Genomic DNA, 25,944 nt, shown 5'->3' with positions numbered 1-25,944 from the left:
ATCAATGGCCAAATACAGGCACGATCTGCCGCAGCACCGCGGCGGCATCTTCTTGACCGATGGCGGCATGGAAACCACCCTGATCTTCCACCAAGGGCTGGAGCTGCCGCACTTCGCGGCATTCGTGCTGCTGGACAGCGCGGATGGTCGCGCGCATCTGAAGCGGTACTACGAAGCCTATCTTCGCATCGCGCGGCAGCATGGACTCGGCTTCGTGCTCGACAGTCCGACCTGGCGCGCCAACCCTGATTGGGGCGTCAAGCTCGGCTACGATGCGGCCGGGCTCAAGGCCGTCAACATGGGCGCCATTCGTTTTCTCGATGAATTGCGCAGCACATGGGAATCGCCTCGCACCCCATGCGTGATCAACGGTGCGATCGGTCCGCGTGGCGACGGCTACAAGGCCGGCAACATGGGCGCGGCGGAGGCGGAGGTCTACCACTCGGCCCAGATCGCAGCCTTCGCCGAGGCGGGCGCCGACATGGTAACTGCATTCACGCTGAACAGCATCAACGAAGCCGTCGGCGTGGTGCGTGCAGCCAGGACGCAGGACATTCCGGTCGCGATCTCCTTCACGGTCGAGACCGATGGCCGCCTCGTCAGGGGCGAGTCGTTGCGCGAGGCGATCGAAGCGGTCGACGACGCAACGGACCGTGCTTGCGAATATTTCCTGATCAACTGCGCGCATCCGGCCCATTTTGACAGCGCGCTCGCGGCCGGCGAATCGTGGGTCCAGCGCATCCACGGCATCAGGGCCAACGCGTCGATCAAGAGCCATGCCGAGCTCGACGAATCGGAGACGCTCGACAGCGGCGATCCCGTCGATCTCGGCCGCCGTTACCTCTCGCTCAGGCGCGCGTTTCCGCAAATGCGGCTTCTCGGCGGCTGTTGCGGCACCGATCACCGGCACGTCGCGGCCGTCTGCGAGGCCTGCCTGCCGCCAGAAGCGATGAGTGCGTGATACATTGCAAAATGAAATGGCCGGGATCGCTCCCGGCCATTTGCGTTTGTGGCTTGTGCCTCAGCGCGGCGGCGCAGTGCCGGGCGGGGGCGGCGGCAGCGAGGCCTGGCCGCCGTTGAGCAGCGGCGTGATGCGGCGGACCGTGACGCGCCGGTTGATCACGCTCGGTCCTTGCGTCTGCTCCTTCAGATACTGCTCGCCGTAGCCTTGCGACGTCAGGTTCTCCGCCGGGACACCGAACTGCTGCGTCAGCAATTCAGCCGCGGACTGCGCACGACGGTCCGACAATGACAGATTGTCGACCTCGTTGCCGACCGCGTCGGTGTGCCCCTCGATCAGGAACACCTCGCGCGGGTTGCGCTGGATCGCACGGTTGAGGCCGTCGGCGATCGCCTGCAGCCGGGCCGCCTGGTCCGGCGGGATGGTCCACGATCCCGTCTCGAAGTTGATCGTGTTGACGTCGATGCTCGGCATCTGCATGCGAACATTGGGGCTGTAGCGGATTTCGTCGAGCGAGTAGCGCCGATCGATCCGCTGCACCGGCGGTGCCTCCATGGTCTCGTAGATCAGGTCCGGCGAGGCATCCTCGGCATCGACGATGTAGCGATCATAGGGCATGTTGACGACCGGCGGCGGCAGGTCGACATAGAAGCCACCGACCGACCGCGGATCGCGATAGGTGTTGTCGATGATGATGACCTCGCGCCCAGCGGGGTCTCTTCGGATGCGCCGCATCAGCCGGCCGTCGGTGCCTACCACGGTGATGATCTCGCTGCCGTCGGGACGGATCACGACGGTGCGGGTTTCGCCGCCGACGGTGTCGGTGCGGATGTCGCGGGCCCCATAGCGGAAGCGATAGAGATCGTTGCCGCGGACATAGGCCTGTCCGCCCGGATCGCGGACGATGATGCGGTCCGGCTCGGTGTAGACGGTGCGGCCGCCTTCGACGGTCTCGCGGCGCTGGTTATGGAGATCGGCGATGGTGGCACCGATCACGGCGCCGGCCACCACGCCCGCACCAACTGCGAGCGGCGTCAGGTCACGCTGCGGCGGACGCGGCGGAGGCGGCAGCGGTGCTGCAACCGTGGGAGCGGCCCGGAAGGCCGGCGTCACCGTGGGCGGGGCGTATTGCGCCCGGTTCGGCGGCGGCGCTGCGGCCGGCGTGCCGGGAACGACCGTTGGCGCCGCAGCGCCGGCCGGAGGCGCCGGTGGGCGGGCCGGAGCGCCAGCCTGCGGTGACGCGGGCGGAGTGCCGGCAGCGGGTGCGCCCGCAGGCGGCGTACCACCTTGAGGACCGGGCGTCGGCGTCGTGGCTGGGGTCGCGCCGGGTGCAGGCGTCGGTGCTGTCCCGGGACGTCCGGGCGGTGTCGTCGGAGTGACGCCGCCTGGTGCCGGCGTGGCCGCCGGAGCGGGTGTGGCACCGGGAGCAGGCGATTCTGCAGCCGGGGGCGTGCCGGGACGCACGCCGGGCGACGTCGTGCCGGGGGTCGGGGTCGCAGTCGGTGCGGGTGTGGTCGCCGGGGCAGGTGCGCCCGGGCGAGCCGTGGGCGCTGCTGTCGGAGCAGGGGGTGTTGCCGTGGGCGCCGGCGCGGGCCGTCCCGAAGGAGCCGCTGGAGGAGGTGGCGTCGGAGTCGGGCGAGCCGCAGGCGGCGGCGGTGTGGGCGCGTGTTGCTGCGGAGCCGCGGCGGGAGGCGGCGAAGGCTGCTTCGGCGCGGCAGGCGGCGGTGCTGGCGGCGTGGGCGCCGGGCGCGCGGCAGGCGGTGTCGGAGCATGCTGCTGCGGAGCCGCAGCCGGAGGCGGCGCAGGCTGCTTCGGAGCGGCCGGCGGCGGCGGGGGCGGCGGAGGTGCCGGACGGGCCGCAGGCGGAGGCGGAGGTGGGGGCGCCGGACGGGCCGCAGGTGGAGGCGGTGGCGGTGGCGGCGCTGCCGGACGCGGCGGTGCGGCTGCCGGCGGGGGCGCGGCGGGCGGATGGGGCGGCGCAGCCGCGGGCGGTGGTGCCGCCGGGCGCGCGGGTGCTGCAGGCGGAGCCGCCGCCGGCGGTCCCTTCGGCGGCTGCTTCGGTTTTCCGTCAGGGCCCGTCTCTTGAGGCTGGGCCTGCGCGACAACGAGCGGCGAAGCGTCCTGCGCATGCGATGCGGTGTTTGCCAATTGCATCGCGGTCAGAGCCGTCGTCGCAAGCAGCACGAAACGAAGGTTGGTCATGGTGTTGAACTTCCCCGGAAGGTTCTTTGACGAAGTGTCGGGATGAACAGCTACGCGTTAGGCCGCATTGTGGCAGGCGATGCAGCCGCAGCCCGATTTATTTCTGCACGCAAATCATCTCACTATGGCGACGTTCATTGCGCATTCAGATGCTGGTTGCAATCGCCTTACATGTGATTGGAGAGTTCATGCGTGATCCCGCGGCATTGCATCTGTCGCAGGATTCGGAGTGAGCGGCCCATTCGGACCGCGCGATGGAATCTCTTCGGGCACGTGGCCCGGCAATTCGTCGGGGCGCGGTGATTCGCCTGGCTCGCGGACCGGTGGTGTGATCTCAGGCTGCGGATTGCCAGGGGGGATTCCGGGCGGCGGCTCAGTTGGCGTGCCTGGTGTCGACGGCGGAATCTCGGGCGGTTCGATCGGCATCGGCATCATCGAGATCGTTGTCCAGAGAACGACAACGACGATGCGGCTCTGATGTTCCTCGTCACGTCGCCTCGAAGTGGTCCTATTCCGGCGCGTGGCAGACGGCCTCGATATTGTGGCCGTCAGGGTCGAGCACGAACGCGCCGTAATAGTTCGGATGGTAATGGGGGCGGATGCCGGGCGAACCGTTGTCGCGGCCGCCGGCCGCGATTGCGGCCTTGTAGAAGGCGTCGACCGTGGCACGGTCCTTGGCGCGAATGGCGACATGCACCGGCTTGTTCATGGCGCCTTCGCCGCCGATCCAGAAATCGGGCTTGCCCTCGGCGCCGAAGCCTGCGGCGGAAGCGTGGCCGGTCTGCTCTGCCGTGACCTCCATGACAAGGCTGTAGTCGAGCGGCGCCAGCGCCGTCGTGTAGAACGCTTTCGCTCGTTCATAGTCGGAGACCGAGATACCCAGATGGTCGATCATTGCAACCTCCCTTGTTCGTCCCTGTCGGCGCGACAGGAACGTATTGCTTCGGCGCCTGCGTGTCATCGCGAAACCGCGCGCGATCATGCCGGAAATACAATCCTGCTGCCATTCGCGTTGTGACAGACGTTCGATGACGACGGCGCGCGGCTATAGCGAGCGCATCGCATCGCGGAAGAAGCCGATCAGCACGCGGTCCTCAAAACCCTCGACGTCGATCTTGAGCGAATCGACCTGCGTTCACTCGGCGGCGCCGTCGCGGACGTGCCGCAGCCGCGCGGCCCGGTGCAGAACGCGCGACAATTCCTCGACCGAATAGGGCTTTTGCACGAGATCGCAGCCGGCCGCGCCCTCTTGTGACAGAGCCTGGCTGTAGCCCGTGGTCAACACGACCGGCACGGCGATGCCGCGCTCGCGGATCGCCCGTACCAGATCGAGCCCGGTCATCCCGGGCATCACCACGTCCGAGAGCACGACGTCGAAACGATCCGCATCCACGACGAGCTCGGCAAGCGCATCGGCGGCATTGTCGACCAGCGTGATGCTGTAGCCGAGCTCGGTGAGGCCATCCGCGGCGAAATTGGCAAGCTCGATATTGTCCTCGACCACCAGCACCGACATGCCGGTACCGGCCATTGCCGGCGCAGTGTTGGGCGCCTGGCGCTGCGGCAGCAGCTCCGGCGACACGCGCGGCAGATAGAGCGAGAAGGTGCTGCCGTGTCCCACCTCGCTCGTGACGGTCACCTCACCGCCGGATTGCCGGGCGAAGCCGAACACCTGGGACAGGCCGAGACCGGTGCCGTGGCCGATCTGCTTGGTGGTGAAGAACGGCTCGAAGATGCGCCCAAGCCGTGCGGCGGGAATGCCGACACCGGTGTCGCTGACGTTGACGCGGACGAAGCCATGGTTTGCCAAGGTCTGGCCGGCCGAAAGCTTCGCCAGCGTGTCCGGAACGGTCGTCGTGGCCTCGACGTTCAAAACGATCCTGCCTTTGCCCCGCATGGCATCGCGCGCGTTGGTGGCCATGTTGATCAGCGCCGTCTCGAACTGGCTGGCATCGGCATTGACGAGGTACGGCTCCGCCGGCAGCTGCATGACGATCTCGATCGCGGGCCCCAGCAGCGTGGCGAGCATGTCGTGCAGCGATTGCATCCGCGCACCGACGTCGAACACCTCCGGCTTCAGGGTCTGGCGCCGCGCAAAGGCAAGCAGCTGCGAGGTCAGCTTGGCCGCGCGCGCCACCGAATCCGCAATGGCCGTGATGTAGCGCTGTCGGCGCTCCTCCGTCAGTTGCGGCCGGTTCAGGAGGTCGACCGACGCGCGGATCACGGTCAGGAGGTTGTTGAAGTCGTGCGCGACTCCGCCGGTGAGCTGACCGAGCGCCTCCAGGCGCTGGCCGTGTTTGAGCGCCTCCTCGGCCTCGCGCCGTCTCGCAGCTTCGGCCTGAAGGTGCTGGGTGCGCCGCAACGCGAGCGCCAGCAACAGAAACAGAAGCGCGGTCGCGGGAATGCCGAACACCAGATGCTGGCCCATGGTGGCGAACCAGCGCGCGCGGATCGCCGAGGTCTCGAGCCCGGCGCTGACATAGATCGGATATTCGGCGACACGCCGGTAGGCGATGCGCCGCTCGATGCCGTCCGAGGGCCAGGCGACGGTGATGAGGCCGTGCTCGGGTTGAGCCGCGATCTTCTGGCCCACCTCTCCGGCCGGATCGAGCCGAAACTCGCGGTCAAGCCGGGGAAAATGCGTGAGCATCGCGCCGTCGGTGCGTCCCATCGCGAAGAAGCTGCCGGGATCCGATCCAATTCTGGCGTAAAAGCTCTCGAAATATTCCGGCAGGACCGAGGCCTGGATCACGCCGATGAAGCTGCCGTCGTCGGAGTCACGGCGGCGGCTGACCCCGAAGAAGCGGGCGCCCCGATAGGGTGGCCGTGGCGTCAGGGTCGTGCCGATGAAAGTGCCGATGCCATGGTCGATATGGGCGTAGAAGTAATCGCGATCCGCAAAGCCGAGGTCCGGCGGCGGCGAGGCAAGGCTGTTGACCAGCGCTTTTCCGTTCGCATCGAAGATCCACGCCGATTTGAGCTGCGGCAGCGCATCGGTCAGGCGCTTCAGGCGGCGATGCAGCGCCGGTTCGCGCGCGCGGATGATGTCGTCCGGCAAGCCGCGCACGACCTCGTTGAGCTCGGCGATGCTGCGGTCGATGGTCTCGAACACCTTGAGCGCGTGCTCATGAGCGACATCGACCGTGCGCTCGATCTCCCGGTCGGCGATATCCCTGGTGGAGGTGTAGGAGATCGTGGCGGCAACGGCGAAGAGCGCAATCGGCAGCGCCAGGGATGCCGCCATCATCCACTGCAAAAGCCTTAGCGAATTGCGATGCGCGCCCTGCACGGCTCCGGTCCCTGATTGCAAGCTTAACCGAATTTCGCGCCAGGAAGGAAGCAGCTTGTGGGTCCAACCACGGGTTGAAGTCTTGCGAAGCCGCGCGCCTCGCGGGCTGAGAAAGATTCTACTCAAATTGCGCCCGACGGACAGGGCTCTTTCCCAGACCAGCCTGGCTGCGCGGTCAGATATCGTGCTCGTCGCGCAGCGCGCGGGCCGCCTTCTCCCCGATGATGACGCACGGCGCCATCGTGTTCCCGGTGGTGATCCGCGGCATCACCGAACCGTCGGCGATGCGAAGCCGGTCGATGCCGTAGACCTTGAGCTTGCCATCGACCACGGACATCGCATCGCGTCCCATCTTCGCGGAGCATGTCTGGTGCCAGTAGGTCACCGCCGAGTCGCGCACGAAGCGTTCCATCTCGGCGGCGCCGAGAGGACCAGGCATGCTCTCGCGCGCCACCAGCGGCTCGAAGGCGCGGGTATTGCCGAGCGCGCGGCAAACTTCGACGCAGGCGATCGCGGTCTTCACATCGTCAGGATGCGACAGCATGTTGGCTTCGATCCGCGGCGTTGCCAGCGGCTCCGCGTTTCGGAGACTGACCCTGCCTCGGCTCTTCGGCAAAGCGAGGCCGGCAAACATCGTCCAGCCGTGGGCAGGCGCCCGGCCTGCCGTCTCGGGGCTCGGCACCGGGAATTCGACCTGGCAGAACAGCAGGTCGGGAGTCTTGAGCTCGCGATCGGATTTCCAGTAGAGCGTCGCCGCGTTGCCGGTGTTGCGCGGTGCGATCGGCTCGCGATATTCCCAAATGCATCCGAACGACACGTGATCCTGGAGGTTCTGACCGACACCGGGCAGGTGCTGGACCACGGGAATGCCAAGCGGTCGAAGTTCCGACTCATCGCCGATGCCGGAACGCATCAGCACAGACGGCGTCTGGATCGCTCCGAGCGCGAGCACGACCTCCCGGGTCGCGTGGATCCGCAGGAGCCGGCCGTGACGTACAGCCTCGACGCCGACAGCCCTCCCGCGCTCGAGCAGGATGCGGGAGACCTGCGTACCGGTCAGCAGAGTGAGATTGGGCCGGTCGAGAAATGGATAAGTATAGGCGCGGAAAATGGAGTTGCGCCTGCCATTGCGGACGAGAATGTCTGTGACGGCGCAGCCGCCTTCGCTCTCCATCATTTCACCGTTGGGGCTTTCAAAGGTCGGAATGCCGATCTCCTCCGCGGCGCCGAGCATAGCCAATGCGGCTGGGCCGGGATCGGGTGACGGCTGCACGAAGACGGGGCCGCCGGTGCCGCGATGACGCGGATCAGGCGGGCCTTGCCAGTCCTCAACCTCCCGGAAGATCTTCGAGACTGCGTCATAACCCCAAGATTGATCGCCCGCTTCTTCGGCGAAAAAATCCCAGTCGCTGCGATGACCTCGCGCCCACAGCATCACGTTGATGCTTGACCCGCCGCCGAGAACTTTACCCATCGACATCGGAAGCGCGCGCCCGTTCAAGTGCGGGTTGGGTTCCGCGACAAAACCCCAGTCGGTCGCACTGCCGAGGTTTCCCGGCCATGCCGACGGCTCCATGACGGTCGGCACCTCGTCGCTCCCTCCTGCTTCGATCAGCAGGACTGTCACGGACGGATTTTCAGCAAGGCGTCGAGCGACGACGGAGCCGGAACTGCCGGCGCCGCAAACGATGAAATCGTAGCTGGCGCGAGGATTGTCGCTGAGCCGGCGCTGATTGGCCGCAACGCGTTCAGCAAACTCCGGAAGATCAGAGGGCAGAAGGTCACTCATGGATGCTCCAGGCAAGTGGGCGGTGGGTGAAAGCAAGGTTCCAGATGGACGCCGGTGAGGAGAGTGAAGCGCCGACGGGAACGCCGGGATCGGCAAGCGACCTCACGGACTGCGCCGTTCTCGCTCTTTGGGTTTCGTGGGACGCTTGGCCGAGGCCGGGCTCTTCCCGAGCATCGACGACTCCAAGGCTTGGCTGGGAGGGCTCGGACCCGGGCGCGGTCGGAACGGTTGGCCTCTGGCAGTTCGCATCAGCCAAGCAGTGCGAAGCCAACCTATCAGATTTATCAAATCTATCATAATCATCATATTTATCAAAATAGGACCTTCCGCCCCTTGTCAACAGAAGGGAGAGCACGACATTGTGAGGCTTGGGATGAGCCGGCCGGCGCGCGGTCGGGGGCAAAGATGGATGGTATGGCCAAGGAAATTCTGACGACGGCGGAGGCTGCCAGGATACTGGGCGTCTCGGTCCGCACGGCTCAGCTTCTGATCGAAGGCGGATCGATCCCTTCCTGGAAAACCCCGGGAGGCCATCGCCGCGTCTACCGCCGCGACGTTCTCGCCGTGATATCTGGCCCCAGCGAGCCGCCGATGTTTGCTTCCGCGCGGGTGATCGTCATTGCGCGCCCGGAACGCATCGCCGACTACGAAGCGGCTCTGGCGAAGGTCAATTACTGTATCGTCGAGAGTCACACCGACATCTACGCGGCACTGCTTGCGATCGGCGCTCGGCTGCCGGCGGCGATAGTGATCGAAAGTGAGCCATCGGACGTCAGCAGATTGGCCGTGCTGGAAAGCCTGCGCTCCGATCCAGCGCTCGGACGCACCCAGATCCTGGTCGTCGGCCGCTCGGCCGCAGGACGGCAGATCGGCACGGTCGGGCTCGATACCGCGACGACACGCTTCATCGACGAATTGCCCGAATTACCCCAAGCGATAGAAATCGCGATTCGGGGCACCGTCGAGTCTCCCTTCCCGTTCGAGACGCCGCCTTCGTTTCCCTTCCCGGACAATGAGGGCCAGCGGCTTCTCGCGCTCGAACGCTCCGGCCTCGTTGACACGCCACCGGAGGATGCTTTTGATCGCTTGACCTGGCTGGCGGCGCGCAGCCTCGACGCTCCCGTCGCACTGCTGACGCTGCTCACCCCGACCCGGCAATGGTTCAAGTCGCGCTACGGGCTCGAGCTGGTCGACACGCCGCGCAGCTGGGCGTTCTGCAACTACACCATTCTGCAGAGGGATATCATGGTCGCCGAGAATCTCGCGACCGACCCGCGCTTCGCGGAAAATCCGGCTGTGACGGGGGAACTGGGGTTTCGGTTCTATGCCGGTTGCCCGGTGATCGACCCCGACGGCTTCACGCTGGGTTCACTCTGCGTGATCGACACCCGGCCGCGCACGTTGGACGAAACCCAAAAGCAGATCCTTGCCAATCTCGCCGCGCTCGCCTCGGACGAGATCAAGCTGCGCGCCACGGACCGCCAATTGCGCTGGACGATCGAGCACGGATCGGCAAAAAAAGGCAAGGCAGCAGCGTCAACCCAGCCTGCCATCGAGCGCGTCGCGGAGCATCAGCAGAGCACCGCGAGATCGAAAGTGGGTATCACCCAGCGTTAATCAGATCTGGCGCTCGACCATCTTGAGCTTGAGCTCGGCGATGGCTTCCGCCGGGTTCAGCCCCTTCGGGCACGCCTTGGCGCAGTTCATGATGGTGTGGCAGCGGTAGAGGCGGAACGGGTCCTCGAGATTGTCGAGCCGCTCGCCGGTTGCCTCGTCGCGGGAATCGGAGACCCAGCGGTTGGCCTGGAGCAGCGCGGCGGGTCCGAGATAGCGCTCGCTGTTCCACCAATAGCTCGGGCACGAGGTCGAGCAGCAGGCGCACAGGATGCACTCATAGAGGCCGTCGAGCTTCTCGCGGTCCTCGTGGCTCTGGCGCCATTCCTTCTGCGGCGTCGGCGAGGTCGTCTTCAGCCACGGCTCGATCGACGCATACTGGGCGTAGAAGTTGGTGAGGTCGGGGACGAGGTCCTTCACCACCGGCTGGTGCGGCAGCGGATTGATCTTCACCGCGCCGTCCTTGACGTCGTGCATCGAGCGGGTGCAGGCCAGCGTGTTCTGGCCGTCGATGTTCATGGCGCAGGAGCCGCAGACGCCTTCGCGGCAGGAGCGGCGGAAGGTCAGCGACGGGTCGATGTGGTTCTTGATCCAGATCAGGCCGTCCAGCACCATCGGACCGCAATCATTGGTGTCGACGTAATAGGTGTCGACGCTGGGATTTTTGCCGTCGTCCGGATTCCAGCGATAGACCTTGAACTCGCGGAGCTCGGTCGCGCCCGCGGGCTTCGGCCAGGTCTTGCCGCCCGATATCTTGGAGTTCTTCGGAAGTGCGAATTCAACCATTGCTCTAACCTTTCGTCATTCCGGGCTGGTCGGACCAGGCCCGGAATCTCGAGATTCCGGGCCTGATGCTTCGCATCGCCCCGGAATGACGGCTACTGTTCGATCAATACACGCGCGCCTTCGGCGGGATGTACTGCACGTCGTTGGTCATGGTGTAGTCGTGAACCGGGCGGTACTCGATCCTGACCTTGCCGGTGTCGTCCAGCCAGGCCAGCGTGTGCTTCATCCAGTTCTTGTCGTCGCGCTCGGAGAAGTCCTCGCGCGCATGGGCGCCGCGGCTCTCGGTGCGGTTGGCGGCCGAGTTCATCGTCACCACCGCCTGCGAGATCAGATTGTCGAACTCCAGCGTCTCGACGAGGTCCGAATTCCACACCAGCGAGCGGTCGGATACGGCGATGTCGCTGATGCCGCTGTGGACCTTCTGGATCAGGTTCTGGCCTTCGCTCAGCACCTCGCCGGTGCGGAACACCGCGCAATTGTTCTGCATCACGTGCTGCATGCCCTCGCGAAGCTTCGCGGTGGGTGTGCCGCCTGAGGCGTAACGGAAATGGTCGAGGCGGCCGAGCGCCATCTCGGCCGAGTTCGCCGGCAGCTCGGGCTGCTTGCCGTTGGGCGTGAGCTTCTCGGCGAGACGGAGCGCGGCGGCGCGGCCGAACACGACGAGGTCGATCAGCGAGTTGGAGCCGAGGCGGTTGGCGCCGTGCACGGAGACGCAGGCGGCTTCGCCGATCGCCATCAGGCCGGGGATCACCGCGTTGTCGTCGCCGTCCTTCTTGGTCAGGACTTCGCCGTGATAGTTCGTGGGAATGCCGCCCATGTTGTAGTGCACCGTCGGCACGATCGGGATCGGCTCGCGCGTCACGTCGACATTGGCGAAGATCTTTGCCGATTCGGAGATGCCCGGCAGGCGCTCGGCCAGCACGGCGGGATCGAGATGGTCGAGATGCAGGAAGATGTGATCCTTCTTCTTGCCGACGCCGCGTCCCTCGCGGATCTCGATCGTCATCGCGCGCGAGACCACGTCGCGCGAGGCAAGGTCCTTCGCCGACGGCGCATAGCGCTCCATGAAGCGCTCGCCCTCGGAGTTGACGAGATAGCCGCCTTCGCCGCGCGCGCCTTCGGTGACGAGGCAGCCCGAGCCGTAGATGCCGGTCGGGTGGAACTGCACGAACTCCATGTCCTGCAGCGGCAGGCCGGCGCGCAGAACCATGCCGCCGCCGTCGCCGGTGCAGGTGTGCGCCGAGGTGCAGGAGGCGTAGGCGCGGCCATAGCCGCCGGTCGCGAGGATCACGGTCTGGGCGCGGAAGCGGTGCAGCGTGCCGTCGTCGAGCTTGATCGCGATGACGCCGCGGCAGGTGCCCTGGTCGTCCATGATCAGGTCGATGGCGAAGAATTCGATGAAGAACTCGGCCGCGTGGCGCAGCGACTGGCCGTACATGGTGTGCAGCATCGCGTGGCCGGTGCGGTCGGCGGCGGCGCAGGTGCGCTGCGCCTGGCCTTTGCCGTAGTCCAGGGTCATGCCGCCGAACGGGCGCTGGTAGATCTTGCCGTCCTCGGTGCGCGAGAACGGCACACCCCAATGCTCGAGCTCGTAGACCGCCTCGGGCGCGTTGCGCACCATGTATTCGATCGCGTCCTGGTCGCCCAGCCAGTCCGACCCCTTCACGGTGTCGTACATGTGCCAGCGCCAGTCGTCCTTGTGCATGTTGCCGAGCGAGGCGGAGATGCCGCCCTGTGCCGCGACCGTATGCGAGCGGGTCGGAAACACTTTTGTGATGCAGGCGGTGCGAAGTCCGGCCTCGCTGCAGCCGACCACCGCGCGCAGGCCGGCGCCGCCGGCGCCGACCACGACGACGTCGTAGGTGTGGTCTTCGATCGGATAGGCTTTGCCGTTGGTGGCGGGAGCGCCGTTGCCCGTGCCATTCGTTGTGGCGGCCATGGGTTACACTCCGGAAGAAAGTTTCAGGATCGCATAGGTCGAGGCGAGCGCGACGGCGATCGAGAAGAAGTTGTTGAGCATGATCGCGGTGAGCTTCAGCTTCTCGTTATGGACGTAGTCCTCGATCACCACCTGCATCCCGATCTTCATGTGCCAGGCGCTGGCGAGGATGAAGAGGAGCAGGATCACCGCGACAGGAATGGAGCTCAGAGTCTGTGCAGCGTAGACCTGGTTGCGGCCGAGCAGCATGATGATGATCACCAGCGCCGGGATCATCAGCAGCGTCATGGCGACGCCGGTGATGCGCTGGCGCCAGAAATCGGACGTGCCGGAGTGCGCGGCGCCGAGATTGCGGACGCGGCCGAGCGGGGTTCGCATCGAGGGACGCTTCGGAGAGCCGTGGGATTCGTCAAAGCTCATCGGCCGCCTCCGTTCGCATAGGCGATGATCCAGATCAGCACCGTCAGCGCGATGCCGCCGATCAGGGCGCCCCAGGTCAGCGCTTCGCGCTCATTGGCCTTGAAGCCGTAGCCGAGATCCCAGACGAAATGCCGGATGCCGCTGAGCATATGGTGCATCAAGGCCCAGGTGTAGCCGAACACGATCAGCCGCCCGATGATGCTGCCGGCGAAGGCTTGGACGTGCGCGTAAGCGGCCGGGCCGGAGGCGGCAGCAACCAGCCACCAGACCAGCAGCAGGGTTCCGACATAGAGGGCGATACCGGTGGCGCGATGGATGATGGACAGGGCCATCGTCAGCGTCCAGCGGTACACTTGCACGTGTGGAGAAAGCGGTCGTTCGATCCGTGCGGACATGGGCTTTTGATGTTGTATGGCGGCCCAGCAGGGGGCGCGCGGGGATCGGAAAGGTTGGCTCTATTTACGGAGTCGATTTCGCCGGCGCAATCACCAAATCGCCATAAATCGAATTTGGGTTCAGCTCTATGGCCTTGATGAAACAAGGCCAATCACGGTCTTGGTATACCAGGAAGTCGGTCCGTGAACGAAGCTAAGAATATATATTCATCTCTTGAGTAGCCGCGCGAGGCGCATTGAAATCACTATTGGAACGCCTCTAAGCCGCCGCCTTGCCATCGGCGGCTTATGCTGGTCAGCCCATCGGCGCAGCTGCCGCTCATTCCCTAGGACGGGATCACGGGCGCAGCTCAACGGCGCCATGCGCGCGAACGGCCGATATGCGCGGCCCGCATTCCACCCCAGCCGGGCTGCGCCGGCGTCGACCAGATCAGGCTGATCGCCTACAGCTTTTGCTCGCAGCCAGATCCGAGCCGATGCTTCGGAGGAGCTGCGCCAGTCGGCGGGCAGGTCGGGGTGATTGCGGGTCTTGATATCAGGGAAATCGTCGAGCTCGCGCTGCTGCTGATCGCAACCGGTGCGCTCTCGGGATTTCTGGCCGGCGTGTTCGGCATCGGCGGCGGCGCGATCCTCGTGCCGGTGTTCTATGAGTGCTTCCGCATCGCCGGCGTGCCGCTCGAGGTCCGGATGCCGCTGTGCGTCGGCACCTCGCTCGCCGTGATCATCCCGACCTCGATCCGCTCGTTCCAGGCACATTACAGGCGCGGGGCGGTCGACATGACGATCCTGCGCGTCTGGTGGCTGCCGATCGTGATCGGCGTCCTCGCCGGCAGCGTGATCGCGCGCTACGCGCCGGAGCGGCTGTTCAAGATCGTGTTCGTGGCCGTCGCCTGGTCGGCCGCGGTCCGGCTGATCTTCGCGCGTGAGACCTGGACGCTCGGTGACGATCTGCCGAAGGGCCCATTGATGCGCGTCTACGGTTTCTGCGTCGGCATCTTGTCGACCTTGATGGGCATCGGAGGCGGCCTGTTCTCGAACCTGCTGATGACCTTCTATAGCCGTCCGATCCATCAGGCCGTCGCGACCTCGTCGGCGCTCGCGGTGCTGATCTCGATTCCCGGCGCGCTCGGCTACATCTATGCCGGCTGGCCGGCGGCGGCGAAATATCCGGCCGTCGCGGCCCTGCAGGCTCCCTTCGCGCTCGGCTACGTCTCGCTGATCGGTGCCGTGCTGGTGATGCCGATGAGTCTTGTGACAGCACCGCTCGGCGTGAGAGCCGCGCATGCGATGTCGAAGCGGACGCTGGAGGCCGCGTTCGGGTGCTATTTGTTTATCGTCGGCAGCCGGTTCGTGATGAGTTTGTTGGGCGGGCAGTGAGTGCTTAAGGCCGAGCGCTCGCCTCATGTTCCGCTGTCATCGCCCGACTTGATCGGGCGATCCAGTATTCCAGAGACAGCATTGATTGGACCGAGAGGCCGCGGCGTACTGGATGCCCCGGTCCCGGCTCCGCCAAGGCTACGCCGAGGCCCACGGAGTTGCTCGGCGCGCCGAAGCGTCAGCGAAGGCGGCAAGCCGGGGCATGACAGCGCGCTATGTGGATGCTCTCCGCTGCAACGACTGCGACGAGCACTTCACTTCTTCGCGTAGATATCCTTGTACGTATCGCGCAGCACGTTCTTCTGCACCTTGCCCATGGTGTTGCGCGGCAGCTCGTCGACGACGAAGACGCGCTTGGGCATCTTGAACTTGGCGAGCCGGCCGTCGAGCGCCTTGAGAACCGAGGCTTCGCTGACATCGGCGCCCTTGTTGCAGACCAGCACCGCCGTGACACCCTCGCCGAAATCGGCATGCGGCACCCCGATCACGGCGGACTCGACCACACCAGGCATGGCGTCGATCTCGCTCTCGATCTCCTTCGGGTACACATTGAAGCCGCCGGAGATCACGAGATCCTTGCCGCGGCCGAGGATGTGGACGTAGCCCTTGGCGTCGATCTTGCCGAGGTCGCCGGTGATGAAGAATCCGTCGGGCCGGAATTCGGCCTTGGTCTTCTCCGGCATGCGCCAGTAACCCCTGAACACGTTCGGGCCCTTCACCTCGATCATGCCGATCTCCTCGCGCGGCAATTCCTTGCCGGTCTCGGGATCGGTGACGCGCACCGAAACGCCGGGAAGGGGAAAACCGACCGCGCCGGGCACACGCTCGCCGTCATAGGGGTTCGACGTGTTCATGTTGGTTTCGGTCATGCCGTAGCGCTCGAGGACCGCATGTCCGGTGCGTGCCGACCATTCGCGGTGGGTGTCGGCGAGCAGCGGCGCCGAGCCCGAGATGAACAGCCGCATGTGCTTTGTGGTGTCGCGGGAGAGCGCGGGATTTTGCAGGAGCCGCGTGTAGAAGGTCGGCACGCCCATCAGCACCGTCGCGCGCGCCATCAGCTTGATGATCAGATCCGGATCGAGCTTCGGCAGGAAGATCATCGAGGCGCGTGCGAACAGCGTCACGTTGGTCGCCACGAACAGGCCGTGCGTATGATAGATCGGCAGCGCGTGGATCAGCACGTCCTTGTCGGTGAAGCGCCAGTAGTCGACGAGGCTCAGCGAGTTCGATGCGAGATTGTCGTGCGTCAGCATCGCTCCCTTGGAGCGGCCCGTCGTGCCCGAGGTGTAGAGGATCGCGGCGAGATCGTCGTTTTCGCGCGGCACCGTGGCGAACTCGCTGCTCGCCTTGTCGGCGGCGTCCGTCAGCGAGCCCTTGCCGTCGGGCCCGAGCGTCTCGACCTTGGCCTTCACCTTGGCGGCAATGGGGGCGAGCCCTTCCGCCTTTGAGGGATCGCAGACCACGAGCGACGGCTCGGCATCGCCGATGAAGTAGTCGAGCTCGTTCAGCGTATAGGCGGTGTTGAGCGGCAGATAGACCGCGCCGGCCCGCACCGTGCCGAGGTAGAGCACGATGTTGGCGACCGACTTCTCAACCTGCACCGCGACGCGGTCGCCCGGCTTCACGCCGCGGGCGACCAGCACGTTCGCCATCTGCCCCGCGCGCGCGATCAGATCGCCATAGCTGATATGGGCGCCGTCATGCGTCTCGATCGCGAGCCGCTTGGGATCGTCCAGGCCATCGAACAGGCGGGAAAACAGGTTGGCGTCGGCAGCTTGGTTCATGCAACATTCCTCGCCGGCAGTGGCCGGTCAAAACCGAGGGCTGGATTAGCAAAAACCGCCCCGCAGAAGCAACGGAGACAGTTTGCATGTCAAAAAACGGGAAACGCGTGGCCTGGGTCACGGGCGGCGGCAGCGGGATCGGGGAAGCCGGCGCCGAGGCGTTGGCGGCCGACGGCTGGACGGTGGTGGTCTCGGGCCGCCGCAAGGATGCCCTGGATACCGTGGTTGCCAGGATCAGCGGGGCGGGCGGAGCGGCCGAGGCCATTGCGCTCGACGTCTCCAACGCGGCCGAGGCTCAGAAGGCGGCCGATCAGATCGTCGCAAAGCACGGCCGCATCGACCTTCTCGTCAACAACGCCGGCATCAATGTCCCCAAGCGGAGCTGGAAGGACATGGAACTGGAGGGCTGGGACAAGCTGGTCCAGGTCAATCTCAACGGCGTGCTCTATTGCATGCGCGCGGTGCTGCCGACGATGCGCAAGCAGCAGGACGGCTCGATCATCAACGTCTCGTCCTGGGCCGGCCGCCATGTCTCGAAGATGCCGGGTCCGGCCTACACCACGACCAAGCACGCGGTGCTGGCGCTGACTCATTCCTTCAACATGGACGAATGCGTCAACGGCCTGCGCGCCTGCTGTCTGATGCCGGGCGAGGTGGCGACCCCCATCCTGAAGCTGCGCCCGGTGGTGCCGAGCGAGGAGGAGCAGGCGAAGATGCTGCAACCCGAGGATCTCGGCCGCACCATCGCCTTCATCGCCAGCATGCCGCCGCGTGTCTGCATCAACGAGCTCCTGATCAGCCCGACGCACAATCGCGGCTTCATCCAGACGCCGAACAACAGGGATTAGCCCGGGCGTAGCCGCGAGCTCGTCATTGCGAGCGAAGCGAAGCAATCCAGAAATGTATCCGCGGAAACAGACTGGATTGCTTCGTCGCTTCGCTCCTCGCAATGACGGCGCTCGCTCACACACGAGCATCCCCCCGCTTAGTTTCACGCATCACAAAGAATTTTTCCCCGAAACCACTTCGCAAACTCTCCCGTAGTTCGGACCAACGACGCGTGACTGCTTCACGTCAAACTGTCGCAGGCGCCGTTGTTGCCCCAACGCAAACGCCGGCCATCGCCGGTCACAATTCAATCGGGAGACTTTCCATGTCGAAGCGCATTGCCTATCTCGCTGCTGCCGCCTTCAGCGCCCTCGCCATCACCGCGACCGTCGTCGCGCCCGTCCGCGCCGAGGAGAAGACCGTCATGGTCGGCGGCGCCGCGATGTTCCCGTCGAAGAACATCGTCCAGAATGCGGTCAACTCCAAGGACCACACCACGCTGGTGGCGGCGGTGAAGGCGGCGGGCCTGGTGCCGACGCTCGAAAGCAAGGGTCCGTTCACGGTGTTCGCGCCGACCAACGCCGCCTTCGGCAAGCTGCCGGCCGGCACCGTCGACAATCTGGTCAAGCCCGAGAACAAGGCGACGCTGACCAAGATTCTCACCTATCACGTCGTGCCGGGCAAGCTCGCGGCCTCCGATCTCACGGACGGCAAGAAGCTGAAGACCGCGGAAGGCGAGGAGCTCACTGTGAAGAAGCAGGATGGAAAAGTCTGGATCGTCGATGCCAAGGGCGGCACCTCGATGGTGACGATCTCCAACGTCAACCAGTCGAACGGCGTGATCCATGTGGTCGATACCGTGCTGATGCCGGCGACGTAACACCGCGCGATCCTGTTTCATCCCCGACAGGATGCTTTGAGACGGCGAGCCGGGGGTGCCCGGCTCGCTTTTTTGTGACCACGATAAGCTCGCGGCATCGATTCGATGCCGGACAGGGCGTAACGAAAGCGGAAACTTCGGCGTATAATTGCCGTCAGACGATCTTCAGGACGGAACCAGCATGGCGAGCCTCACAGTCACCGACGAGCAGGTCGGGGCCACCCCGGCCAAAGTGATCCAGCCGGCCTGGGTGCGGATCATGCATTGGGTCAACGCGCTTGCCATGATCCTGATGATCCTGTCGGGCTGGCAGATCTACAACGCCTCGCCGCTATTCGGCTTCAGCTTCCCGCGCGAGTATACGCTCGGCGGCTGGCTCGGCGGCGGCCTGCTCTGGCACTTTGCGGCGATGTGGCTGTTGATGATCAACGGTCTCGCCTATCTCGTCACCGGCTTCGTCACCGGCCGCTTCCGCAGGAAGCTGCTGCCGATCACGGCGTCCGGCGTGCTGCACGACGTCAGGGCGGCGCTGACCTTCAAGCTCGGCCATGACGATCTCACCGTCTACAACTACGTGCAGCGCCTGCTCTATGCCGGCATCATCGTGGTCGGCGTGCTGATCGTGTTGTCGGGACTTGCGATATGGAAGCCGGTACAGCTCTATTACCTCGTGATGCTGTTCGGCGATTATCCGGCCGCGCGCTACGTGCACTTCTTCTGCATGGCCGCGATCTGCGCATTCCTCGTCATCCATGTCCTGCTCGCGCTGCTCGTGCCGAAGAGCCTGCGCGCCATGATCATCGGCCGTTGATTAGGAGTATTGTCATGGCCAAGCGTCCGTTTCTCATCCCCGGCGTCGACAAGCGGCTCCTGATCAGGGACTCGCTCAAGACGATGCCCGATGTCACCCGCCGTCGCTTCATCGCGGGCGGTGCCAGTCTCGGGGCGCTGACGCTGCTCACCGGATGCGACGTGATCGACTCGTCCTCGGCCGAAACCATGCTCGCCAAGGTCTCGAAGTTCAACGACGCCGTGCAGGCCTGGATGTTCAATCCGGATGCGCTGGCGCCGACCTTTCCCGAGAGCGCGATCACGAAGCCGTTTCCGTTCAACGCCTATTACGATCTCGATGACGCGCCCGATATCGACGGCGCCGACTGGAAGCTCGAGGTGCGCGGTCTCGTCGACAACAAGAAGTCATGGACGCTGGACGAGCTCTACAAGCTGCCGCAGGTCACGCAGATCACGCGTCACATCTGCGTCGAGGGCTGGAGCGCGATCGGCAGCTGGACCGGTACGCCCATGCGCGACTTCCTCAAGCTGATCGGCGCCGACACGCGCGCCAAATATGTCTGGTTCCAGTGCGCCGACAAGGACGGCTACAATTCACCGCTCGACATGCGCTCCGCGCTGCACCCGCAGACGCAGATGACGTTCAAATACGCGAACGAGATTTTGCCGCGTGCCTACGGTTTCCCGATGAAGATCCGCGTGCCGACGAAGCTCGGCTTCAAGAATCCGAAATACGTGGTCTCGATGGAAGTCACCAACGACTACAAGGGCGGCTATTGGGAAGACCAGGGATACAATTCGTTCAGTGGGAGCTGATTGGGGCAGTCATTCCGGGGCTCGCGAAGCGAGAACCCGGAATCTCGCGCCGCGATCTCTGGATTCCGGGTTCGCGCTACGCGCGCCCCGGAATGACGGCTAAGACTTAAGCCCCACCTTCCGCTGGCACAGCGCCGCGACCGCGCCCAGCGCCAGCAGCGCCGCCGACACGTTCAGCGCGTAGCTCAGGCTCCCCAGCGCATCCGTGATCGCGCCGACCACGATCGGCCCGAGCGTCTGGCCGACGCCGAACGAGATCGTCATCGCGGCGATCGCGGTCGGCCACACCTCGGGTGGATAGTTGAAGCGCACGAAGGCGGTGGTCGAGCCGACCACGGCGAAGAAGGCGACGCCAAACACGACCGCCGACACCGCGAGCCAGGCCGGCGAATGCCCGAGCATCGGCAAGGCCGCGCCTAACGCGTTGGTGCCGAGGATGATCGCGGTGGCGAGCCCGCCGCGGTCCAGCGCCAGCACGCCACGCCAGGCCCAGGGCGTGACGAAGGCGCTCAGCCCGATCAGGCTCCAGAACGCCGCCTGCGCCGCGGCCCCGCCGCCGCCGTCGCGCACATAGGCGATCATGAAGGTCATGTAGGCGATGTAACCGGCGCCGAACAGGAAGTAGCCGGCGAGGTAGATCAGCACGGGAAGGATCGCGAAGGCGGCGTGGCTGCCTTCCGAGAAGCGGACGCCGCTCTCGATGCGGATCAGGAACAGCGGGATCGTCATCGCGACCGACAGCAGCGTCAGCGCCCACCACACGATCCACCACGAGCCCGGCCCGAAATATTGCAGCGTGAACGGAGCGATCAGCCCCGAGGCGAGAATGCCGATGCCGGGCCCGGCGTAGAACAGGCTCAGCAGGAAGTTGGCCCGCTCCGGGCGCGACTGGGCAATGGTCGCGGCCAGCGCGCCGCCGGCGACGAAGCCGACCGCCGCGCCCAGGCCCAGCACGAGACGGGCGAGGCTCAGCGCAACGAAATTGCCCGATAGCGCGCAGGTCGCGAGCGCGGCGACGCAGGCCAGGGTCCCGCCGCGGATCGCCGCGGACCAGCCGATGCGCTGGATCAGCCGGGACGCCACCAGCGCGCCCACGAGATAGCCGACGGCGTTGATCGTGTTCATGAAACCGGCGGCCGAGTAGGACCAGCCGAGGTCCTCCCGCATGTCGGGCAGCACCAGCGCATAGGCAAAGCGGCCGATGCCGAGCCCGACCGTCGCAGCCAGCGACAGGGTCAGGATCAGCCGCGCAAGATGCGGGTTGGGCGAGGGGCTGTCAGGGGCGTGCAAGGGGTACTCCGGCGCCCGCACTGTGGCAGGCCCTGCCTGTCTTGCACAGCGGCGAGGCGGCAATGGTGTCTTGCCAAGCGCGCAACGCCGCTCTAGCACTCCGGCCGAAATTCACGAGATGCCGTCATGCCCGGCCTTGTGCCGGGCATCCACGTTCTTCGCGCCGCAAGCCAGGACGTGGATGGCCGGGACAAGCCCGGCCATGACGAAACGGAGGAAGAACGACCATGGCGACCCACAAACTGCTGCTGCTCCCCGGCGACGGTATCGGCCCCGAGGTGATGGGCGAGGTGAAGCGGCTGATCGACTGGCTCAATGCGGCCGGGATCGCCAGGTTCGAGACCGACACCGGCCTCGTCGGCGGCTCCGCCTATGACGCCCACAAGGTCTCGATCTCCGAGGGCGACATGGCCAAGGCGAAAGAGGCCGACGCCGTGATCTTCGGCGCGGTCGGCGGCCCGAAATGGGATGCGGTTCCGTACGAGGTGCGCCCCGAAGCCGGCCTGCTCCGCCTGCGCAAGGATCTCGCTCTGTTCGCCAACCTGCGTCCCGCCGTGTGCTACCCGGCGCTCGCCGATGCCTCCAGCCTGAAGCGCGAGGCGGTCGAGGGGCTCGACATCATGATCGTGCGCGAGCTCACCGGCGGCGTCTATTTCGGCGAGCCCAAGACCATCACCGATCTCGGCAACGGGCAGAAGCGCGCCATCGATACCCAGGTCTACGACACCTATGAGATCGAGCGCATCGGCCGCGTCGCCTTCGAGCTTGCCAGGAAGCGCAAGAACAAGGTGACGTCGATGGAGAAGCGCAACGTCATGAAGTCGGGCGTGCTCTGGAACGAGGTCATGACCCAGGTTCACAAGCGCGAATATCCCGACGTCACGCTCGAGCATCAGCTCGCCGATTCCGGCGGCATGATGCTGGTGAAATGGCCGAAGCAGTTCGACGTCATCGTCACCGACAATCTGTTCGGCGACATGCTGTCCGACATCGCGGCGATGCTGACGGGATCGCTCGGCATGCTGCCCTCGGCCTCGCTCGGCGAGGTGGATGTGAAGAGCAAGAAGCGCAAGGCGCTGTACGAGCCGGTGCACGGCTCGGCCCCTGACATCGCGGGCAAGGGCCTCGCCAATCCCATTGCGATGATCTCGTCCTTCGGGATGGCGCTGCGCTATTCCTTCGACATGGGCGATCTCGCCGACAAGGTCGATGCCGCGATCGCCGCGGTGCTCGCCAGCGGCCTGCGCACCGCCGACATCAAGTCGGAAGGCACCACGTCCGCCTCGACCACGCAGATGGGCGAAGCGATCCTGAAGGAATTGCAGAAGCTGCACGCGTAGCCACAAGCGCCGCAATCGTAGCCCGGATGAGCGAAGCGACATCCGGGACCTTGCCTGCAGTGTTCCCCGGGTGTCGCTACGCTCACCCGGGCTACGACTTCATCGGAGCTCCCTCATGGATTCACCCCGCCCCAAGATCGCGGAAACCATCGTCCATGAAACGGTGCGCCTGCGCGAGGCGCAGATCGGGCGCCGTTGCGAGGTGCTCGCCAACACGCGCATCGAATATGCCTCGCTCGGCGACTACTCCTATCTGGGCGAGAATTGCGACGTCGCCGACGCGGTGATCGGCAAGTTCACGGCCATCGCCAACTCGGTGCGGATCGGCGCGCCCAATCATCCGATGGGCCGCCCATCCCAGCATCGCTTCACCTATTGCCCGGAATATTACGATGCGAGCGCGACGCGTGACCGCGACTTCTTCGCGGAACGCCGCGGCGACCGCGTCGTCGTCGGCAATGACGTCTGGATCGGGCACGCCGCCATCCTGCTGCCGGGCGTGAGCGTCGGCGACGGCGCGGTGATTGCTGCAGGCGCCGTCGTCAGCCGCGATGTCGAGCCCTACACCATCGTCGGCGGCGTTCCCGCGCGTGCCATCCGCAGACGCTTTGCCGCGTCCGTCGCGGCAAGCCTGCGCCGGATCGCCTGGTGGGATTGGCCGGATGCGCTCATCTTCGAGCGCCTCGGCGATTTCCGCTCCGAGGCGATCGAAGAATTCTGCGGGCGTTACGATCCGGCATTTGCTTCAGCCGCGGAATCCTAAAGCATGATCCGGAAAAGTGCGCAGCGGTTTTCCGAAAAGATCATGCTTAAACAACAACCTAAAGCGCGATGACGATTCATCCTAATCGCATCGCGCTTTAGGGCGGCATCGCGAACCAAACAAAAATGGCCGGGCTTGAGCCCGGCCATCTTGATTCGGGTCGCCTTGCGTCCGCTCAGTACAGCGGGAAGTTCTGCGGATAGCCGCCGACATCCTGCGGCGGCGAGAGCGGCTGCCGGTCGATCGGGCGATTCAGGTTCTCGCGGGCGAAGGACGGATAGCCAACGGCCGGCGGGAAGGCGTAATCGGTGAACTTGCGGTCGCCCGGATTGACCTCGGTGCCGCCGTCCAGCCAGGAGCGCTTGCTCACATAGATGCGGGTGCGGCCCTGCTGATAGACCGCGTTGGGGCCGCTCGGGCCGTAATAGGGGCGGCCGCGCTCGTCATAGTTGCGCTTGGTCTTGGTGTCGGCCGAGGCCGGAGTCGCGAACGCGATGGCAATTGCGGCGCCCGCCGCAAGCAATGTCGCCAGTTTGTTCGCGGCAGAAAATTTCGAGCTCATCACGTCCCCTTCGGGCGGCACGCCGCCAGTCGATTTCATCGCATACTAGCCCGGCGGGGGTGACCGCAACTAGGTCAATTGGGTCACACCAGCGGGGAATAATCGTGCGCACCGGCAAAAGTTGCATGCAAACCAGCCACTTGAGCTTGATGCCGATCAAAGCGCTCCGCGCAATTGCGCGTTCGCGGCGCCGAGCAGCCAGTCCGCCGAGCCCGCGGGGTCGCAGCCGCGGCGCTTCAGCTCCGCATGGGCGAACAATTCCGCCAGCCTGGGCTCGTTGCCCGAGGCCAACAGCGTCAGCCGGTTCAGCGTGCAGGCGATCGCCGCGCGCCGGGCGGGCAGGCTGTCGCCCTGACAGGAGAAGCCGGAGATCTGGAGCGCCGGCTCCTCACTGCGCTTGAGGTAACCGAGGCAAGCGCCCTCCATTGTGCCGGTTGGCCGGAACAGGGCGACGGGGCCGAATTTGCTGTCGATCAGGCCGGCCTGCTCGAGCGCGATGGCCGTGCCCAAGCCCATCTGGGCGGCGAGATCCGCGGTCGCCGGACGTGTCACGTCGAATTCGGTGCCTTCGCGGTAGATTTCGAGCTCCGCCACGGGCCTGCCCGCGTCATCGGTCCAGCGCAGCACGTCCCTGCGGCCGCCTTCGGGGTGCCTCAGGATGGTATAAGACGCTGTTTTGTCGGAGGAATCGCGTCGGCTGATCGCGAAGGCCGGGTGCGAACGGTCCGCCACGCTCCAGCCGGGTCTCCCGGCCGGCTCGTTGTCGCGCAGATCGGGCAGCTGGCCCAGCGCCGCGAGGGCGAGGATGGCAAACAGGGCGAGCGTCCCCACATAGGCGATCAGGCGCGCCAGCGTGCCGACGACCTCGTCGGCGAAGGCCAGCAGCGCCAGCTGGATGGCGGTCCGGGTAGGGCTAACGGCCGTACTGGCCTCAGGCGACTGCATCCACGGCCTTCAGGCATGGTCCCACGTTGTCTTGAGGCCGGTTCTCGCATAGAAGCGCTGCTCTTCCTGTTTAAGCGTCAGCTTCAGGAACGGGCTTTTTCATCGGAGAGTGAACGATGGGTTACAAAGTCGCAGTCGTCGGCGCGACCGGCAATGTCGGACGGGAAATGCTCAACATCCTGGATGAGCGCAAATTCCCCGCGGACGAGGTCGTGGCCCTGGCCTCGCGCCGCAGCGTCGGCGTCGAGGTCTCCTATGGCGACCGTACCCTGAAGGTCAAGGCGCTCGAGCATTACGACTTCTCCGACGTCGACATCTGCCTGATGTCGGCGGGCGGCGCGGTGTCGAAGGAATGGTCGCCGAAGATCGGCGCCGCCGGCACGGTCGTGATCGACAATTCCTCGGCCTGGCGCATGGATCCGGATGTGCCGCTGATCGTGCCGGAAGTGAACGCGGCTGCGACGGAAGGCTTCAAGAAGAAGAACATCATCGCCAACCCGAACTGCTCGACCGCGCAGCTCGTGGTCGCGCTCAAGCCGCTGCACGACAAGGCCACGATCAAGCGCGTCGTGGTCTCGACCTATCAATCGGTGTCGGGCGCCGGCAAGGACGCGATGGACGAGCTGTTCTCGCAGACCAAGGCCGTCTACACCAACAGCGAGATCGTCAATAAGAAGTTTCCCGCGCGCATCGCCTTCAACGTCATCCCCCAGATCGACGTCTTCATGGAGGACGGCTACACCAAGGAAGAGTGGAAGATGATGGCGGAGACCAAGAAGATTCTTGATCCCAAGATCAAGCTCTCGGCCACCTGCGTGCGCGTGCCGGTGTTCGTCGGCCACTCCGAGGCCGTCAACATCGAGTTCGAGAACCCGATCAGCGCGGACGAAGCGCGCGAAATCCTGCGCAAGGCGCCGGGCTGCCTCGTCATCGACAAGCAGGAGCCCGGCGGCTACGCCACGCCCTATGAGGCGGCCGGCGAGGACGCCACTTACATCAGCCGCATCCGCGAGGACGCGACCGTGGAGAACGGCCTCGTGCTCTGGTGCGTGTCCGATAACTTACGCAAGGGCGCAGCGCTCAACGCGATCCAGATCGCCGAGGTGCTGATCAACCGCAAGCTGATCAGCGCGAAGAAGAAGGCGGCGTAATTTCGAGATGCCGTAGGGTGG

General features: G+C 65.3%; 23 protein-coding genes and 1 pseudogene. 10 read left to right on the top strand and 14 right to left on the bottom strand.

Features of this window, described 5'->3' with window-relative positions; genetic code table 11:
- Nucleotides 1-4 precede the first annotated feature (4 nt).
- Nucleotides 5-961 (top strand): homocysteine S-methyltransferase family protein, encoded by a 957-nt coding sequence (locus tag ABIA42_RS32640; protein ID WP_370117429.1) that lies wholly within the window; start codon nt 5-7, stop codon nt 959-961.
- Nucleotides 962-1,021: 60 nt separating this feature from the next.
- Here ABIA42_RS32640 and ABIA42_RS32635 read toward each other — a convergent pair whose 3' ends face one another.
- The 6 genes and pseudogenes from ABIA42_RS32635 to ABIA42_RS32610 all read right to left on the bottom strand — a co-directional run bounded on the left by ABIA42_RS32635 (nt 1,022) and on the right by ABIA42_RS32610 (nt 8,241).
- Nucleotides 1,022-3,163: an OmpA family protein gene (locus ABIA42_RS32635; protein WP_370117432.1), complete on the bottom strand. Its 2,142-nt coding sequence runs from the start codon at nt 3,161-3,163 to the stop codon at nt 1,022-1,024.
- A 186-nt stretch (nt 3,164-3,349) separates the two neighbouring features.
- On the bottom strand, nt 3,350-3,589 hold the full coding sequence (locus ABIA42_RS32630) for a hypothetical protein (protein ID WP_035671606.1): 240 nt from the start codon (nt 3,587-3,589) through the stop codon (nt 3,350-3,352).
- A gap of 82 nt (nt 3,590-3,671) precedes the next feature.
- Nucleotides 3,672-4,058, bottom strand: a complete 387-nt coding sequence (locus ABIA42_RS32625) for a VOC family protein (RefSeq protein WP_271527897.1) — start codon at nt 4,056-4,058, stop codon at nt 3,672-3,674.
- A 27-nt stretch (nt 4,059-4,085) separates the two neighbouring features.
- Nucleotides 4,086-4,298, bottom strand: a pseudogene (locus ABIA42_RS32620) (methyltransferase); the annotation flags it as partial.
- Nucleotides 4,299-6,452 carry an ATP-binding protein gene (locus ABIA42_RS32615; protein WP_370117435.1) on the bottom strand — a complete coding sequence of 718 codons (2,154 nt, stop codon included), beginning with the start codon at nt 6,450-6,452 and terminating at the stop codon, nt 4,299-4,301.
- A gap of 175 nt (nt 6,453-6,627) precedes the next feature.
- Nucleotides 6,628-8,241, bottom strand: a complete 1,614-nt coding sequence (locus ABIA42_RS32610) for a GMC family oxidoreductase (RefSeq protein ID WP_370117438.1) — start codon at nt 8,239-8,241, stop codon at nt 6,628-6,630.
- 228 nt (nt 8,242-8,469) lie between these two features.
- Between ABIA42_RS32610 and ABIA42_RS32605 the strand changes: the two genes are divergently transcribed.
- Nucleotides 8,470-9,858: a GAF domain-containing protein gene (locus tag ABIA42_RS32605; RefSeq protein WP_370143710.1), complete on the top strand. Its 1,389-nt coding sequence runs from the start codon at nt 8,470-8,472 to the stop codon at nt 9,856-9,858.
- Here ABIA42_RS32605 and ABIA42_RS32600 read toward each other — a convergent pair whose 3' ends face one another.
- The 4 genes from ABIA42_RS32600 to sdhC all read right to left on the bottom strand — a co-directional run bounded on the left by ABIA42_RS32600 (nt 9,859) and on the right by sdhC (nt 13,395).
- Entirely contained in the window at nt 9,859-10,641 is a 783-nt protein-coding gene (locus tag ABIA42_RS32600; RefSeq protein ID WP_028179640.1) for a succinate dehydrogenase iron-sulfur subunit, read from the bottom strand. It abuts the gene before it with no gap.
- A 103-nt stretch (nt 10,642-10,744) separates the two neighbouring features.
- Nucleotides 10,745-12,580, bottom strand: coding sequence for a succinate dehydrogenase flavoprotein subunit (gene sdhA, locus ABIA42_RS32595; protein WP_271527892.1), 1,836 nt, complete (start codon nt 12,578-12,580; stop codon nt 10,745-10,747).
- A 3-nt stretch (nt 12,581-12,583) separates the two neighbouring features.
- Nucleotides 12,584-13,000: a succinate dehydrogenase, hydrophobic membrane anchor protein gene (gene sdhD, locus ABIA42_RS32590; RefSeq protein ID WP_271527891.1), complete on the bottom strand. Its 417-nt coding sequence runs from the start codon at nt 12,998-13,000 to the stop codon at nt 12,584-12,586.
- A complete protein-coding gene (sdhC, locus tag ABIA42_RS32585) occupies nt 12,997-13,395 on the bottom strand; it encodes a succinate dehydrogenase, cytochrome b556 subunit (protein WP_271527890.1) in 399 nt (132 codons plus the stop codon). The genes sdhD and sdhC overlap by 4 nt, the downstream gene beginning before the upstream one ends.
- A 516-nt stretch (nt 13,396-13,911) precedes the next feature.
- Here sdhC and ABIA42_RS32580 point away from each other — a divergent pair.
- Complete coding sequence (locus ABIA42_RS32580) at nt 13,912-14,772, top strand: sulfite exporter TauE/SafE family protein (protein ID WP_370117448.1); 861 nt, start codon at nt 13,912-13,914, stop codon at nt 14,770-14,772.
- A gap of 254 nt (nt 14,773-15,026) precedes the next feature.
- On the opposite strand, the gene ABIA42_RS32575 is transcribed toward ABIA42_RS32580, so the two are convergent.
- A complete protein-coding gene (locus ABIA42_RS32575) occupies nt 15,027-16,556 on the bottom strand; it encodes a malonyl-CoA synthase (protein ID WP_370117451.1) in 1,530 nt (509 codons plus the stop codon).
- Nucleotides 16,557-16,642: 86 nt separating this feature from the next.
- Between ABIA42_RS32575 and ABIA42_RS32570 the strand changes: the two genes are divergently transcribed.
- The 4 genes from ABIA42_RS32570 to ABIA42_RS32555 all read left to right on the top strand — a co-directional run bounded on the left by ABIA42_RS32570 (nt 16,643) and on the right by ABIA42_RS32555 (nt 19,872).
- Entirely contained in the window at nt 16,643-17,404 is a 762-nt protein-coding gene (locus ABIA42_RS32570; protein WP_370117454.1) for an SDR family oxidoreductase, read from the top strand.
- Between the two features lie 305 nt (nt 17,405-17,709).
- Nucleotides 17,710-18,264 (top strand): fasciclin domain-containing protein, encoded by a 555-nt coding sequence (locus ABIA42_RS32565; RefSeq protein ID WP_271527887.1) that lies wholly within the window; start codon nt 17,710-17,712, stop codon nt 18,262-18,264.
- 181 nt (nt 18,265-18,445) lie between these two features.
- Nucleotides 18,446-19,075: a cytochrome b/b6 domain-containing protein gene (locus ABIA42_RS32560; protein WP_370117457.1), complete on the top strand. Its 630-nt coding sequence runs from the start codon at nt 18,446-18,448 to the stop codon at nt 19,073-19,075.
- A gap of 14 nt (nt 19,076-19,089) precedes the next feature.
- Nucleotides 19,090-19,872, top strand: coding sequence for a molybdopterin-binding protein (locus ABIA42_RS32555; RefSeq protein ID WP_370117460.1), 783 nt, complete (start codon nt 19,090-19,092; stop codon nt 19,870-19,872).
- Between the two features lie 99 nt (nt 19,873-19,971).
- Here the strand turns inward: ABIA42_RS32555 and ABIA42_RS32550 are convergent, their stop codons facing one another.
- On the bottom strand, nt 19,972-21,162 hold the full coding sequence (locus tag ABIA42_RS32550) for a YbfB/YjiJ family MFS transporter (protein ID WP_370117463.1): 1,191 nt from the start codon (nt 21,160-21,162) through the stop codon (nt 19,972-19,974).
- A 227-nt stretch (nt 21,163-21,389) separates the two neighbouring features.
- Between ABIA42_RS32550 and leuB the strand changes: the two genes are divergently transcribed.
- Both leuB and ABIA42_RS32540 read left to right on the top strand, forming a co-directional pair.
- The gene (gene leuB / locus ABIA42_RS32545; protein ID WP_370117466.1) at nt 21,390-22,502 is read left to right on the top strand and encodes a 3-isopropylmalate dehydrogenase; all 1,113 of its coding nucleotides are present in this window, start codon (nt 21,390-21,392) and stop codon (nt 22,500-22,502) included.
- A 115-nt stretch (nt 22,503-22,617) separates the two neighbouring features.
- On the top strand, nt 22,618-23,265 hold the full coding sequence (locus ABIA42_RS32540) for a DapH/DapD/GlmU-related protein (RefSeq protein ID WP_370117469.1): 648 nt from the start codon (nt 22,618-22,620) through the stop codon (nt 23,263-23,265).
- A 175-nt stretch (nt 23,266-23,440) separates the two neighbouring features.
- On the opposite strand, the gene ABIA42_RS32535 is transcribed toward ABIA42_RS32540, so the two are convergent.
- The gene (locus ABIA42_RS32535) at nt 23,441-23,827 is read right to left on the bottom strand and encodes a hypothetical protein (protein ID WP_028181592.1); all 387 of its coding nucleotides are present in this window, start codon (nt 23,825-23,827) and stop codon (nt 23,441-23,443) included.
- Nucleotides 23,828-23,983: 156 nt separating this feature from the next.
- Nucleotides 23,984-24,772, bottom strand: coding sequence for a hypothetical protein (locus ABIA42_RS32530; RefSeq protein WP_370117472.1), 789 nt, complete (start codon nt 24,770-24,772; stop codon nt 23,984-23,986).
- A 116-nt stretch (nt 24,773-24,888) separates the two neighbouring features.
- On the opposite strand from ABIA42_RS32530, the gene ABIA42_RS32525 reads away from it, so the two are divergent.
- Nucleotides 24,889-25,923 carry an aspartate-semialdehyde dehydrogenase gene (locus ABIA42_RS32525; protein ID WP_370117475.1) on the top strand — a complete coding sequence of 345 codons (1,035 nt, stop codon included), beginning with the start codon at nt 24,889-24,891 and terminating at the stop codon, nt 25,921-25,923.
- Nucleotides 25,924-25,944: the final 21 nt, after the last annotated feature.

The sequence above is a fragment of the Bradyrhizobium sp. USDA 327 genome (assembly GCF_041262065.1).
Taxonomy (GTDB): Bacteria; Pseudomonadota; Alphaproteobacteria; order Rhizobiales; family Xanthobacteraceae; genus Bradyrhizobium; species Bradyrhizobium liaoningense.
This window is presented reverse-complemented; position numbering and strand designations above follow the sequence as displayed.

Bases quoted from the DNA above. Each gene is read 5' to 3' on its own strand.
- ABIA42_RS32565 (WP_271527887.1), top strand. From the start codon at position 17,710: ATGTCGAAGCGCATTGCCTATCTCGCTGCTGCCGCCTTCAGCGCCCTC.
- ABIA42_RS32610 (WP_370117438.1), bottom strand. From the start codon at position 8,241: ATGAGTGACCTTCTGCCCTCTGATCTTCCGGAGTTTGCTGAACGCGTT.
- ABIA42_RS32535 (WP_028181592.1), bottom strand. From the start codon at position 23,827: ATGAGCTCGAAATTTTCTGCCGCGAACAAACTGGCGACATTGCTTGCG.
- ABIA42_RS32555 (WP_370117460.1), top strand. From the start codon at position 19,090: ATGGCCAAGCGTCCGTTTCTCATCCCCGGCGTCGACAAGCGGCTCCTG.
- ABIA42_RS32530 (WP_370117472.1), bottom strand. From the start codon at position 24,772: ATGCAGTCGCCTGAGGCCAGTACGGCCGTTAGCCCTACCCGGACCGCC.
- ABIA42_RS32640 (WP_370117429.1), top strand. From the start codon at position 5: ATGGCCAAATACAGGCACGATCTGCCGCAGCACCGCGGCGGCATCTTC.
- ABIA42_RS32575 (WP_370117451.1), bottom strand. From the start codon at position 16,556: ATGAACCAAGCTGCCGACGCCAACCTGTTTTCCCGCCTGTTCGATGGC.
- sdhD (WP_271527891.1), bottom strand. From the start codon at position 13,000: ATGAGCTTTGACGAATCCCACGGCTCTCCGAAGCGTCCCTCGATGCGA.
- ABIA42_RS32560 (WP_370117457.1), top strand. From the start codon at position 18,446: ATGGCGAGCCTCACAGTCACCGACGAGCAGGTCGGGGCCACCCCGGCC.
- leuB (WP_370117466.1), top strand. From the start codon at position 21,390: ATGGCGACCCACAAACTGCTGCTGCTCCCCGGCGACGGTATCGGCCCC.
- sdhA (WP_271527892.1), bottom strand. From the start codon at position 12,580: ATGGCCGCCACAACGAATGGCACGGGCAACGGCGCTCCCGCCACCAAC.
- ABIA42_RS32525 (WP_370117475.1), top strand. From the start codon at position 24,889: ATGGGTTACAAAGTCGCAGTCGTCGGCGCGACCGGCAATGTCGGACGG.
- ABIA42_RS32630 (WP_035671606.1), bottom strand. From the start codon at position 3,589: ATGCCGATCGAACCGCCCGAGATTCCGCCGTCGACACCAGGCACGCCA.
- ABIA42_RS32570 (WP_370117454.1), top strand. From the start codon at position 16,643: ATGTCAAAAAACGGGAAACGCGTGGCCTGGGTCACGGGCGGCGGCAGC.
- sdhC (WP_271527890.1), bottom strand. From the start codon at position 13,395: ATGTCCGCACGGATCGAACGACCGCTTTCTCCACACGTGCAAGTGTAC.
- ABIA42_RS32635 (WP_370117432.1), bottom strand. From the start codon at position 3,163: ATGACCAACCTTCGTTTCGTGCTGCTTGCGACGACGGCTCTGACCGCG.
- ABIA42_RS32600 (WP_028179640.1), bottom strand. From the start codon at position 10,641: ATGGTTGAATTCGCACTTCCGAAGAACTCCAAGATATCGGGCGGCAAG.
- ABIA42_RS32625 (WP_271527897.1), bottom strand. From the start codon at position 4,058: ATGATCGACCATCTGGGTATCTCGGTCTCCGACTATGAACGAGCGAAA.
- ABIA42_RS32540 (WP_370117469.1), top strand. From the start codon at position 22,618: ATGGATTCACCCCGCCCCAAGATCGCGGAAACCATCGTCCATGAAACG.